Raw genomic sequence first — 12,881 nt, forward strand, 5'->3', positions numbered from 1 at the left:
TCATATGACAGAACTGACACGCACGGAACGCGTTCAACGCGAACTCCGCGTCATCGCGACCATCATCAAGGAGAACAAGAAACGCCTCCGTCGCGGAGAAGTCTTGAACATCCAGACCCGGGACGGATTCCTCGTCGTATTTGAGGAAGAAGACCCAGACTCAGGCGACCGAAAAACTGTTACGCTTATAGACACATTCGATTTCCGAGTCCATGTCAGCAATTGTGATCTGACGGGTCCGGAACAGGTGTCATAAACGGAAAAGGGGTGGAGGCATGCAAGCGAAACGAGTACTCTCCGGACTATTGATTTCCTCTGCGTTACTTTTAGTCGGTTGTAGTGAAAATAGTGAAGCAAAGTCTCTTAAACAAGTTTCTGTAAAAGAAATTGATCAACTAAAAGATAGTGATCAAAGCAATTTCTTACTTGTTGATAGCGACAGTAAAGCAGAATTTGAGCCTTATGTAGATAAAGTGAAGGACATCGCTGAGAAAGAAGATGTACAAGTAAACTTGTTTAATCCTTTTCAACCTAACGGAAAAGATTTAGAAAATCGTGCTACAGATGAACATGGAGAATTAAAGGGTGGTCGTCTGTACAAACTAGATAATGGTAAATTAGTTCGTTCTCTCGACCTTACTACGTTAGATGACAAGGCAATCGAAGATGAAGTCACCTCTTTTATTAATTAAAAGCAGACAGAGAAGGGAGGACCATCATGGCTAATGGAGATCTAGCATCCAAACTGGAGGAATTTCAAGACTTATTGAGCATCAGTGATTTAGTGAGAGATGCGCTTCGTTCTATTGGTTGGCTTCTTGTTAGAGGTCTCTCCTTCATCATCGATGGTCTTGAACAGATTACAAACGACATCCTCCTCATAAAATCATTCTTTAATAATCCTCAAGTGGTTGAATTCGTTCAGACGATTCAACCTTTTTTATATGTCATTTTAGCCGGGAGCTTTTTATTCACCGGTTACTTGATGATTTTTCAGAAAAAATTTGATCGAGAAGGGTTTCTCATCAATCTGTTTATCACTTTGTTAGTTTTAGGGTTGTTATCTCCGACAATGATAAAGACAAGTGAGTTCACAGACAAAGCCATTACAAACATCAATCAAGATGGAGTATATGAAAATCGGGATCATACTTTATCACAATCAGTGCTCCAAAAAAATATAAATGATTTAGTCGAATACGATAAAACTGCTTTCAAAGATACAAAAATTAAAATTCCAAACTCTATTCCAGCAAGCCAAATCAAGAATATAGACATTAATGATGTATTTGATAGCGATGAGTATCGATTGAGTAAAGAAGGCGAAGATATTTCTCAGAACAAACTTGCTTGGAATGGGAAAGAAATGACCGAAACCGAGTTAGACCAGAGCGGTGTTGAATGGAACAACCAGTACTACTATCGCTATCATCCGAACTGGTTGACGATTCTTGTCACCCTTGGCGTGATGGGCTTCACCCTCTTCTCGATTGCCTACAAGCTAGCTCGACTTTCGTTCGAGTTGGCTTTTAATTATGTTTTAGCGATTTTAGTCGCCCCCGCTGACTTGCACAGCGGACAAAAGACGAAGAAGGTCATTCAAAGCATCCTGAACACGTTCCTCGTCATCATCTTGATTTTTGTTTCAATCAAGCTCTACACAATTGGGACAGCTTATCTTGCTGATACACTCGACGGTCTCGCCTACTTGATCGCGTTGATTGCTTTCTCCGCTGCTTTGATTGATGGACCGAACATGGTGGAACGTCTCTTCGGGATTGATGCGGGTCTGAAGCGTGGATGGGGGGTCGCACTTGGTGCGTATGCTGTCGGGAAAGGTACTGCGAAAGTCGGAGCTCGTATCGCTGGGCAGACGATGAAGAGAACATCACAACCAACTACTCCATCTGCCTCAGAAGCTGCCAGTACGAAGTTACCACCGAATCCACCATCTGGTGGTGGCACACCGACGGGTCGTCCGGATCGTTCGTCCGATAGTGTGCCAGTTCGTTCGCAAGCACAAGAGCGCACTTCACGATCAGCCAGACAAGAGAACCAGCGCATTGAATCAACTGATTTATCGACTCATGACATGAATTCGGAGAGTCCGACTGCAACAACATCAAAAGAGTCCATGCCACGTCGTTCGGACGATGTCTCACCACAATCACCTGCGACTACTCCGTCATCATCGCAAACACCACTTTCACAATCGAAGATGCCCGATGGATCTATAAAGGAACAACCAACTACTTCACCTGATGCGTTCAATACTTCCGAAACAACTATCGCATCGCAACCTACTTCATCGTCGGAGCCACCAACTGGATCACGTGCACCTAGTTCGACTTCTGTTCACTCAGGATCAACATCTGACATGAAACCTAATGTACTTGCACATTCTTCTAATACACCTGAAGACGAAACACCTACTATCTCCTCTTCAGGAACGAGCAATCCTTCACCTTCTATCACTGAATCACAGGAAACATCATCTGAAACACAGCGGCAACGAAAGTCGATCTATCAAACACTGGAGACGACGACACAAAAAGAACTCAAGCATGTCGAACAAGCGCAGACGCGTGTGACGTCAGAGTCGTCCCGGATGTACTCGACGGATGTCCCGCGCCTAGATCTGAAAAAGGAGTGAGAACATGCAACAGCGCCAGTACCGGATTCCGAACGAAGTCACGACCGAGCTGAAAATCAATAAGATGCTCTATCTCTATGACTTACTGTTTCTCGTCGCTTTGATCATCGTCCGGTTGATTGCTCTTCCGTTCATCCCAGACGCCTTACATCTGCCGTTCACGTTTTTCCTCGTCGGGTTTGGACTTTTCCTCGTCATCCGACCGACGACGAATCCAGAGAAACGGATGATTCATGTGCTCTATTACGCCCTCATCAAGAAGAAGGACACCTATATTGCCTTGACCGACCAAAAAGATGACACGAAAGGAGCGTGATGGGATGAGTTTATCGGAAGACACACGATTAAAGACTGACCCCACTTCTGAAATCACTTGGCTCGACGAGGTTCAGTTGACGACACCACCAACGCGCAAGGAGAAGCACGTCCGTATTCCGCCTTCTGTCGCCTCTCTGCTACCAATCATTGATGCCACGACGCTCGATGGGTTCGAGATGCAGGATGGGACGTTCTGCGACATTATCCAGCTGACTTCGAAGGATATTTATGGATTGTCCGAGACCGAGAAGGACCATGACATCTTCTCCCTTGCCTATCTGTTACAGGCGTACATTCATCCGTTGAAGGTGATTCCGCTCAATACACCACTTAATTTGGAGAAACAGAAACAGCGTATCGAACGACAGCTACGGCAAAACCAAAACACTGCCTATCGACCGTTCCTACAAAAGAAGAAACAGGAATTGATCTACCTTGAGGAGCATCGCACCAATCGCGATTATCTCCTCTTTTTTTATGCGCCAGATGAGGCGATGCTGCGGGAACGAAAGCATCAATTGACGAAACTGCTTCGACGCAGCAACCCAATGGTCGAACTGACACTTGAACAGAAAATCCATGTTCTGTTCCAGCTACACAATCCGAATACGAAACCGACTCAGGACGGAAAGGAGTGATGGTGTCATGTGGCGTACACGTTTTTTACGGAAGCAGGACCCGGAGACGATCAAACGACAGGATGGCTACAATCCGACGTTCGTCCAAGCCATCCAGCCGCAAGGCGGACTTCGCTTCGAACCGAACTATGTCCGGACCGGTGACGGTTATCTCGCTTGCCTCCATGTCTATAAGTATCAATCAACCGTCTACGACTTTTGGCTCGAACCGATCCTCAACCTCCCCGGTGTCTTGACGACGCTCGACATCGGGACGGCGGATAAACGGGAGATGATTCGGACCATCAACAAGTCGATGGCCGAGCAGAATACGCGCTTCGAGAATGCAAAGGACAATGTCGACCGGATTGATGCACGCGAGACCTACAAGGAATTGAATGAACTCTACGAACAGATCACGCAGGGTGAGGCGATGAAATATCTGCACCTACGGCTCTACGTCAAAGCGAAAACACTCGACACACTCGAACGCCAAGTTCAGGACGTGATGGAGGAACTCGAAGCGCGGAACTTCCGCGCAACCGTCTTCCTGAACGAACAGGAATGGGAATGGCAGAGCCTGTTCCTCAGCTACGAGCAACAGCAAAAGCTACCGAACCGTCGTCGCGGGAAAGAGATTCCGTCGCTCTCGATCGCGGGTGGTTATCCGTTTCATTTCACGTCGCTACAGGATCCGACTGGGACCTATTACGGGACGACCGATACGAACGGAAGCGTCATCTTCGACTTATTCCACAAGGACAAGCAGCGGAAGTTCTACAACGCCTTGATGATCGGCAAGATGGGCTCCGGGAAGTCGACCTTGCTCAAGAAGACGGTCTTCGATCAAGCGATCAAAGGGAATCATGTCCGCATCTTGGACGTGACGGGTGAGTTCTCCGATCTCGTCCGACAACTGGGTGGAAAGGAAATCGCGCTTGATGGCTCCGCGGGGCGGATCAATCCGCTCCATGTCTATAAGACTGTGACGCACGCCAACGGATCGGCAGACGAAGCGCTCTCGTTCATGCAACACCTGTCGAAGATTGCGGTCTTCTATCACTACATCAATCCGGCAGCCACGCAGGAAGAAGCGAACGAGTTCGAGATTCTGCTCCGGCAACTCTACCTTGAGAAGGGGCTTTGGAACGAGGACGGTGACGCACCGATCACGACGCACCCAGCAAACACCTATCCGGTCTTCTCCGACTTCTTAGCGCTCGTTCGCTCTGAATTGTATGCGGACGCTGCACGGACGACGATCCGCGAGACGATCAGTACGAACCGTGTCAGACGACTTGAGAACATCGAACTCGCCATCACGAACCTCGTCCACAACTACGGCAACATCTTCGACGGACACTCTTCAATCGAACGGTTCGATGAGGAAGCGATTGTCTCATTCCCGCTACGCAACCTGACCAATCTGAAAGACGAAATCTTTCAGGCACAGGTCTTCAATCTGATGAACATGCTGTGGGACGGGATGATCCTCAACGGTGCCGGACAACTCCGTAGCTACAATCAGGGCGAGTTATTAATCGAAGATGCCTTCAAGTATCTGATTGTCATCGATGAGGCACATCATCTAATCAATACGCGGGATATTGCCCAACCGGCGATCCTATACCTACAACAGTTCATGCGTGAAGCGCGAAAATACTTCGGCGGCATCTTCTTCGCTTCCCATTTGATCACGGACTTTGTTCCGACCGGTTCGAAGTCGGAGAATGCGGAGAACGTCAAAACCCTGTTCCAGCTGACGCAGTATAAGTTTATCGGTGAACAGGATGCCGAAAGCATCCCAACGATCCAGACCGTCTTCGACGGACAGCTAACGGAGAGTGAGACGAGGTTAATCCCATCGCTCGAGACGGGACGGATCGTCCTCAGTATCTCCGGTGTGAAAACGCTGATTTTCGATGTTGATGTCTCACCCGAGGAGCTGACCTTGTTCGGAGGTGGTGCCTGATGTGGAGTACGGTCCGGCAGTCGGCACGTGTCGCCGTCCGGATGAAATGGCGACTCCTGACCTTGAAGTATCGTCTGATCGCTCTCGGAATCGCGCTCCTGCTCCTCCTGCTGATCATCATCGTCGCAGGCATTCTCGATACGTTGACCGGGATCGAGAACGATCAGGCGACGGAGACACCGATCGCTTACTCGGACGCGAGCCTGCAAGTCAGTGATGATGTCCTACAATACCGCGAAGCGATTGCACGTGAATTGAAGAAGGAACAGCTTGAGGGACAGACGAACGTCGTCCTTGCGTTGATGATGCAGGAAAGCGGTGGACGAGGAAACGATCCGATGCAAGCGAGTGAATCGAAGTGCGGACGGATCGGCTGCATCACCTCGCCTGATGAGAGCATTCAGTACGGCGTGAAGCACTTCGCATCTGTCTTCCGGCAAGCGAACAAGGACGTCAAGCTGACACTCCAGAGTTACAACTTTGGCGGAGGCTTCATCGATTACGTCCAAGAAAATGGCGGACGCTATACGAAACAACTCGCGATTTCTTTTTCACAGATGATGTACCAACGCGTCAAGAAGAGCGGCATTTATCAGTGCCATCGCCCAAGCGCGATCGAGCATCAAGCCTGTTACGGTGACATCGAGTATGTCGATGCCGTTCTCCGATATCTGACACCGACGGTACTAGCGGAAGGCAAAACAGGACCGATCAAAGGAAAACTCCATGCTCCGCTCGACATCCCACTTCAGATGACGTCGGGGTTCGGATCCCGGATTGTTTTCGGAAAGACGGACGTTCATACGGGGATCGATTTCAGTTGTCACAATACGGATACCGTCCACGCCGTCCGCTCCGGTACCGTCACCTATAGTGGTCTACGCGGACCGTATGGGCAGTTGATTCAGATCAAACAGGGCGACTGGATTACCGCTTACGCCCACCTTTCCGCACGTCAGGTTAAGACGGGGCAAAAGATCGAGGCTGGTCAAGCGATCGGGATGTGTGGGTCAACCGGACGGTCGACGGGCAATCATCTACACATCGAATTCAAGACGAGTGATTGGTCCGGACACATTGATCCAGCACCACTGTTTTCGCTATAAGGAGGGATGAACTATGGCATTGACGAGTCGTCATCTTCTGTGGCTCGTGTTGTTCTGTCTGTTGCTGTCGATCAGTGCCAATGTCTATCAATATCGCTCCATGGCAGTAGATGAATCGCATCGAATCGTCGAGAAAGACGAGAAGCATGTGTTACCACAAACGACGGTGTCGGATCCGCCTATCCCGACTAACGAACAAGAGCAAGAACAAAATTCGACCATTTCGAAGAACGCGGAACGCTTCATTACGTTCGCTTTCACATGGGAGGACGGGACCTATCCCACGCGTAAACGACAAGCCGATCAGTATATGTCAGAGTCTCTCAAACGGACATTATTTGCGAGTAGCGGAAGCGATAACAAGTTCACCGCCTCCGTCGCTGACATCGAAGTCTTTCTGAACCGTGACAATCCGAAGCATTGCCTTGTCCGCTTCAAACGGACGTTGACGATTGATTCAAACGACTATGAAGAGACATCCGATGAGCTGGTCGAACTGACGTTTACGAACCAAGACGGACATTACATCGTCGATCAGATGAAGAGTCTTCAAACGTCAGGAGGTGTCTAAATGCATCCAGGAAAGCGAAAGACGCTGACCCGTGACTGGTCGCGCTTGTATCTCGGAACAGGTCTGTTCTTCTTGATCGGCTTTCTGTTTTTCGGTTTCTCCTCCCTCTTCTTTGCTGAGGAACAACCGATCAATGCGACACTCATCGGCGAAGAACAACGGTTGACGAATGGACAGACCGTTACGCTTCTCGATTGGTCCCATGATGTGCAGCGGAAACAAATGCGCGTCCGTCTCCAGTTCGATCAACCTCAAGACTACGCGTCAAAGCTTGTGGCACGAATCGCCTATAAGGAACGACCAACAGATGAGCAACGTGTCCGCGTCGTCTATCAGCAGGACGAGCACTACGTCTTCGAAATCGAAGATGTACCGCGTGACTTTGATCAGCTAGCCCTCCGTTTGTATGTCATGAAGCCTGAACAGTCACTCGAGAAGCTAAGTGCTACGAAACGAGAAGACGCGCTCGTCGAATCACTCTATATGGATCAGCGACGTGTTCTAAAGACATCACTTTCTATTCAACAAGCAGACGATTATGCACAACTTTTTCTCGCTGACGAGCACGTACAAAGTCAAAAACGGGTCAAGAACATGAAGCGTGAACAGACAGAACACGCTTCCCTCATCCAACAAATCGAACAGGACATCGAGATGAAACAAGCCACCTTACCCGACCTCACACTCGATGAACAAGTCGAACGTGAGGATGAAATCTTCAATCTGAAGCAGGACAAAGAAGACGCACTGCTGAGACAAACGGAATTGAAAAAACAACTCACACAAGAAGAAAAAAGACAGAATCAGCTGCGTATTAAAGCACGTGAACTGAAATGGTAAGGTGGCAAACACCGTGCCAAAATGCGGTTTTTAGTGGCACGCGGTGTGACCTTTTGGCGATTTTGATGATATCAGGGAAACACTAGGCTCCGCCTAGGCTAGCACGCTGAGTGATAGCAGTTTCCCCTTATGCTCTTTTTCACGGTTTTGAACTATTTTTGGTTTTTCTCCTCTAAAAAAATCGACGTACATTTAGTCATTCTATCGACCTTCATCAACTCTTAGATTGATTCTGTTACGTCACTTTTTTCGACTCTTTTCATCTCATGATGCTGTATCTTCGACCAGATATTTTTCAAAAGTTCGACGGTCAAGGAGACGCTCACGGCTTCTCCAAGTGCGTAACCGTGTTCGATGATGGGTTGCATATGTTTCCTCCGTTCTTCGTCTAAGTAGGATCACCTTTCTCACTTCTAATGACAGGAGGAACGAGTGAATTGTTCGGAAAACTTTTCATTTTTTTAAATCATTAAGACTGACTTTTCTGATGGAAGGAGGAAGACGAATGGATCTCTTGATTCGTGACATCGACCCCATATTCGTCAAACAACTCGACGAACAGGCGGAGAAACAGATGTGTTCCCGACAAGAATTGTTGAAAGGATTGTTGACGACCTGGTGCACGGACGGCATCCAGTCGACACAGGTCGCACGCCTCGAACGACAGCTTGAAGCGAATACCTTGCATCTGAAGCGAAGTGCAACCGAACTCGAACTCTTGACTACACTCTTCCGTGAGGTGATGCAGGATGAGTAACATTCCAGGCGTCATCATCAAGTCGAAGTTCAAGTTGCCGCAAGCAACCCGACGTTCGCATCGTTACACGACCTACCTCAGCTACATCGATCGTCCGGAGACGAAAGCACAATCGCATCAATTTGAGAACTACCACGACTATATGGAAGACGAACTGAAATCAAGTGGTCTGTTTACGGCGACGCAAGACCGATTGAATGTGAGGGAACGAGAGCAGTTACGCGATATCTTCCGTCGGGCACAAGAGAACGGTAGCATCCTCTGGCAAGACGTCATCTCGTTCGATGAAGCCTGGTTACAGGAAGTCGGCGTCAAAGAAAATCGTTACATCGATGAACAACGGTTGATGCAGGCGACACGGAACGCGACCGCGCTGATGATCGAAAAGGAACAGATGCTGCATGCGACGTGGACCGCTGCGATTCATTACAACACGGATAACATCCACGTCCATGTCGCGACAGTTGAGACAGTTCATCCACGTGAACGGGGCAAACGTAAACCAAAAACGATTGAGAAGATGAAGGCACAAGTCGTCCAAACACTCGCCGATCGGACACGGGAACAGGAGAAGTTGAATGCCTTTATCCGTGATGAAGTCCTCGCGCACAAACGAAATCATGCAACACTATCCGTTTCAAATCGCGTGCTACATCCGGAACTCGTACGCCAGTATAAAGCGATTCAGAAACGACTACCGGACGACAAGCGGCAACGGTATTACAACATGAACAGCATGCACGAACTGCGTCCTTCACTCAATCAGTTCACCGACACATATCTTGCGACACACTTTGAGAAAGAACACGCCGCGTTCAAGCAACGACTCGTTACAGAGGTCGCATTCTACGAGCGAAGTTACGGATCGGCATCGCAAGCATCGACTTATCGGAAGACGAAAGAACAGGATCTCTATACACGAATGGGAAACGCCATCCTGTCCGAGATGCGTGAATCAGATAAGTCGTCCCCGAAGCTTGAGAAGTCGAAGACACCCTCACCTAAACAAAAAATCCGATCAGCGTTTCGACGTGAACGGATCATGCAAGAGACACTTTATCGGATCGGACGACACATGAATGATGAATGGGAACACATACAAAATCAAAAAGCGTTCGAACTTCTTCAGCAAGAAATTGATCACGATCGGTAAAAGAAAAAGTCACCCTTACAATAAAAGGATGACAACCAGCAATTTTTTTATCGACGATTCATTTGAATTGCATAGTCACTCAAACGCTGGAATTCTTCATTGTACATTCGATTCAATCTTGATCTGGAGAGTTTGTAAAGAATAGCATAAGCCCATTTCGGTGTATCCACTATTAAATCGATTTGTAGCTCTGTTTGATTCTGTTTCGATTGCAAATGGTATTGACCAATCATCGTTCCCACCTCATTCGAAGTTCTGAGATCAATAAAGGACGGTGCCTCGATATTCTCGACCCAAGCATCAGCGCAATACCTTTTTCCACGATGTTCTTGAATGACTTGAAGTTTCTGACCCGCGTATGAATATTGCAATGGTTCTCCGTTTGAATAGATGTGATCCTTAGTCATATTGTTCCAACTCAGAATGTGTTCATTCTTCGTCAGGTAATCGTATACCTCTTCAATAGGGGCATCAATCAATAGAACAGAATTGTAAAAATGAATTTTTGACATATTTGTACCTCGCCTTAACTAATTTATCTGTTCATCATACCATTCGAACGGAGTCCTGTTTCTTTGGCAGTCGTTTTTACAGTTCGTGATTATAGAAAGGAGCATACAAATGGAGGAAACGAAGCAAGTACGAATCAAGATGAGTGCCGTGACCGCTGAATTTTTAGAGGAATACCGGGAGAGAGAGCGGTTGTCCGGGATTGGTCCGGCCATCGATCACATCATCCGCGACTATCAGGAGATGATCAAAAAGCAATGGGACTTGAACTATGTCAGTCGTTCCGTCTCGAAACAAATTGAACAAGCGTTAACGTCGTTCTGGGAAGAACAGATCACGAAAAGTCTTTCTCCGTTACAAAAGAGCGTCCAACAAACAGACCTTCAAACACAGGTATTGATCGAATTGCTACAAGCCCTGATGCAGACGGAGAGCATCGAGGACATCATCCCGACGACCGAATACCGTCCCTCGTTTCTTGAGACGGCAGAGACGGCTGTAAGAAAGCGAATCGACCAACGAAAGCAATATAAGCATTCAGACGAAGAAAGGATGATCCACAAATGAGACGACTCGAAGCCTTCACACTCGCCACACTTCTCGAACTGCATCAGACTCATGTCGCCGTCATGATTCATCAAACGCGCTATGACATTCCCCTTTCACAGGAGGAACACGCGCTACTGCAACTCTTACAGGAAGAACCCTTGGTATTACTCCCGGTATCACGTGATCGCCGTCATCTACTACTGGATCGACTGGTTAACGACTTGATGGTATTAGAAGAGTTGAACGATTTTGAAGGTGCTGCTGATTCGTACGTTTCGTCGGAAGGAGCGTGAGTGGTATGGCATACAAGAAGAAAACACGTGAGGATTACCAGAAGGAAGTCCAAGCGTTAACCGATAAAATGGAGACGCAGCTCGCCTCCCACTTCGTCAGTCAGGAGAGCATCAAGGAACACCTCGACTTCATGAGCCGGTTCCATCGCTACTCGACGCGGAACATGCTGTTGATCGAAGAACAGTTCCAAGGCGCACGTGCTGTCGGTTCCTATGCCTACTGGGAGAAGCAAGGTGTCCAAGTCCAAAAAGGAGAGAAAGGAATCAAAATCTTCGTCCCCTCCCCTGTTACGTTCATCAAACGAGAGACGGATTGGGTGGCGTGGAAGGACGCGACGAAGGCGGAGCAAAAACGTGCGAAGGAAGGTTCTCTTCCGACGCGGAAAGCGATGTACTACAAGATTGGTCATGTCTTCGAGTACACACAGACCGATGCACGGGAAAAGGGACTTGAAGTCTCTGAGCTGTTTGCTTCCTATCATCGAAATGGCTCGTTACGTGAGGCGGAATTGTTTCGCCGCGCATTGAACGGGATTGCCGAGACACAAGAGGTGAAAATACTCGACCAGCCACTCAGCGAGCTTGGTACGGCAAAAGGATGCTTTTATCCGGAACTGAATGCAATTGCACTCAATCCGCGAAATTCGGACATCGAGAACGTCACTATATTGATTCACGAACTCGCGCACGCCAATCTGCATAACACAGAACGGAATGAAGAGCGCGGAATTGAGTTGAATCCGCACGAGAAGGAATTCCAAGCGGAGATGGTCGCTTACACGGTCGCGGCTCACTTTGGTTTTCCGACGGACGAGTTTTCCTTATCGTATCTCGCCAACTGGACGCAAGGGAGAGACTTGCGCGACAAGGAAGACATATTGCACGAAGTTCATCAAACATCCGGGCACTTCATCCGTGAGATTCACGCTTCACTTGAGCAGGAGCAAATCTTGGAACGCGAAGCATCACCTATTAAAATGATTGAGTACATCGAACAGACTGCACAAATCACAGAACACGGACTACCGTTAGCTGAACGGCTAGAACGAATCATGCAACATTCACCGGAGGACGTCGGTGCTTACCTGACAAGCATCGCTAAGCAGGACACGCAACAAGACCTTTCAACGTTCGAAGAACCAATGATGCTCGTTCATGGGTCGACAGACTTCTTCGAACCGTTCGCGAAAGCCAACGACCGTGACTTTGACGAACATGAGACTGTCGCCTATACGCTCGTCATCCCGGGCGAAGAACCGATCAGCCAACACTTTCGCATCCTCGATGATGCGATGGGACCGTACCATCATATCCTGAACACAGGAGTCGTTAGTAAGGAGACCGAACAAGTACTTGAAAAAGCATGGTACGACGAGATGATTTCGACGGAAGATCGTGACCTAGAAAAAGTCCGTCAAATTGTGACGCGTCACTTCAATGTACCGGAACAGGATTTCCGTAGTCGATAAAAAATTTGTATATTCAATCACTGTTTAAAAATTACTGAAGTAACAAAACACCATACTAAACTCGATGGAATAT

The 12,881-nt window shown here is 48.0% G+C and carries 16 protein-coding genes; 14 read left to right on the top strand and 2 right to left on the bottom strand.

Going from position 1 to position 12,881, the window contains the following annotated elements; all coding sequences use genetic code 11:
* Positions 1 to 4 precede the first annotated feature (4 nt).
* Genes Q9R23_RS08940 through Q9R23_RS08980 form a run of 9 tightly spaced genes read left to right on the top strand, consistent with a single transcriptional unit; the run spans position 5 to position 8,077 of the window.
* A complete protein-coding gene (locus Q9R23_RS08940) occupies positions 5 to 256 on the top strand; it encodes a hypothetical protein (protein ID WP_311246911.1) in 252 nt (83 codons plus the stop codon).
* A 19-nt stretch (positions 257 to 275) separates the two neighbouring features.
* A complete protein-coding gene (locus Q9R23_RS08945) occupies positions 276 to 692 on the top strand; it encodes a hypothetical protein (RefSeq protein WP_311246912.1) in 417 nt (138 codons plus the stop codon).
* A 26-nt stretch (positions 693 to 718) separates the two neighbouring features.
* On the top strand, positions 719 to 2,653 hold the full coding sequence (locus Q9R23_RS08950; RefSeq protein ID WP_311246913.1) for a pLS20_p028 family conjugation system transmembrane protein: 1,935 nt from the start codon (positions 719 to 721) through the stop codon (positions 2,651 to 2,653).
* A gap of 4 nt (positions 2,654 to 2,657) precedes the next feature.
* Positions 2,658 to 2,969 (top strand): DUF5592 family protein, encoded by a 312-nt coding sequence (locus Q9R23_RS08955; RefSeq protein ID WP_035412850.1) that lies wholly within the window; start codon positions 2,658 to 2,660, stop codon positions 2,967 to 2,969.
* A gap of 4 nt (positions 2,970 to 2,973) precedes the next feature.
* A complete protein-coding gene (locus tag Q9R23_RS08960) occupies positions 2,974 to 3,609 on the top strand; it encodes a hypothetical protein (protein WP_311246914.1) in 636 nt (211 codons plus the stop codon).
* Between the two features lie 7 nt (positions 3,610 to 3,616).
* A complete protein-coding gene (locus Q9R23_RS08965) occupies positions 3,617 to 5,560 on the top strand; it encodes a VirB4 family type IV secretion system protein (protein ID WP_311246915.1) in 1,944 nt (647 codons plus the stop codon).
* Positions 5,560 to 6,666: a lysozyme family protein gene (locus Q9R23_RS08970; RefSeq protein ID WP_311246916.1), complete on the top strand. Its 1,107-nt coding sequence runs from the start codon at positions 5,560 to 5,562 to the stop codon at positions 6,664 to 6,666. The genes Q9R23_RS08965 and Q9R23_RS08970 overlap by 1 nt, the downstream gene beginning before the upstream one ends.
* 13 nt (positions 6,667 to 6,679) lie before the next feature.
* Positions 6,680 to 7,237, top strand: a complete 558-nt coding sequence (locus tag Q9R23_RS08975) for a hypothetical protein (RefSeq protein ID WP_311246917.1) — start codon at positions 6,680 to 6,682, stop codon at positions 7,235 to 7,237.
* Complete coding sequence (locus tag Q9R23_RS08980; protein ID WP_311246918.1) at positions 7,238 to 8,077, top strand: hypothetical protein; 840 nt, start codon at positions 7,238 to 7,240, stop codon at positions 8,075 to 8,077.
* 221 nt (positions 8,078 to 8,298) lie between these two features.
* Here Q9R23_RS08980 and Q9R23_RS08985 read toward each other — a convergent pair whose 3' ends face one another.
* The gene (locus Q9R23_RS08985) at positions 8,299 to 8,445 is read right to left on the bottom strand and encodes a hypothetical protein (RefSeq protein WP_215115888.1); all 147 of its coding nucleotides are present in this window, start codon (positions 8,443 to 8,445) and stop codon (positions 8,299 to 8,301) included.
* 137 nt (positions 8,446 to 8,582) lie between these two features.
* On the opposite strand from Q9R23_RS08985, the gene Q9R23_RS08990 reads away from it, so the two are divergent.
* Both Q9R23_RS08990 and mobP2 read left to right on the top strand, forming a co-directional pair.
* The gene (locus tag Q9R23_RS08990; RefSeq protein WP_052019183.1) at positions 8,583 to 8,834 is read left to right on the top strand and encodes a hypothetical protein; all 252 of its coding nucleotides are present in this window, start codon (positions 8,583 to 8,585) and stop codon (positions 8,832 to 8,834) included.
* Positions 8,827 to 9,987 carry a MobP2 family relaxase gene (mobP2, locus tag Q9R23_RS08995; RefSeq protein WP_311246919.1) on the top strand — a complete coding sequence of 387 codons (1,161 nt, stop codon included), beginning with the start codon at positions 8,827 to 8,829 and terminating at the stop codon, positions 9,985 to 9,987. The genes Q9R23_RS08990 and mobP2 overlap by 8 nt, the downstream gene beginning before the upstream one ends.
* A gap of 47 nt (positions 9,988 to 10,034) precedes the next feature.
* Here mobP2 and Q9R23_RS09000 read toward each other — a convergent pair whose 3' ends face one another.
* On the bottom strand, positions 10,035 to 10,499 hold the full coding sequence (locus tag Q9R23_RS09000) for an SRPBCC domain-containing protein (protein WP_311246920.1): 465 nt from the start codon (positions 10,497 to 10,499) through the stop codon (positions 10,035 to 10,037).
* A 109-nt stretch (positions 10,500 to 10,608) separates the two neighbouring features.
* Here Q9R23_RS09000 and Q9R23_RS09005 point away from each other — a divergent pair, with 109 nt between their 5' ends.
* The 3 genes from Q9R23_RS09005 to Q9R23_RS09015 are packed head-to-tail and all read left to right on the top strand — an operon-like array spanning position 10,609 to position 12,808.
* Positions 10,609 to 11,064: a hypothetical protein gene (locus Q9R23_RS09005; protein WP_050678825.1), complete on the top strand. Its 456-nt coding sequence runs from the start codon at positions 10,609 to 10,611 to the stop codon at positions 11,062 to 11,064.
* Positions 11,061 to 11,339, top strand: coding sequence for a hypothetical protein (locus Q9R23_RS09010; protein WP_311246921.1), 279 nt, complete (start codon positions 11,061 to 11,063; stop codon positions 11,337 to 11,339). Before Q9R23_RS09005 ends, Q9R23_RS09010 begins: the two co-directional genes overlap by 4 nt.
* 5 nt (positions 11,340 to 11,344) lie before the next feature.
* The gene (locus Q9R23_RS09015; protein ID WP_311246922.1) at positions 11,345 to 12,808 is read left to right on the top strand and encodes an ArdC-like ssDNA-binding domain-containing protein; all 1,464 of its coding nucleotides are present in this window, start codon (positions 11,345 to 11,347) and stop codon (positions 12,806 to 12,808) included.
* Positions 12,809 to 12,881: the final 73 nt, after the last annotated feature.

The sequence above is a fragment of the Exiguobacterium sp. BRG2 genome (assembly GCF_031844245.1).
Lineage (GTDB): Bacteria > Bacillota > Bacilli > Exiguobacteriales > Exiguobacteriaceae > Exiguobacterium_A.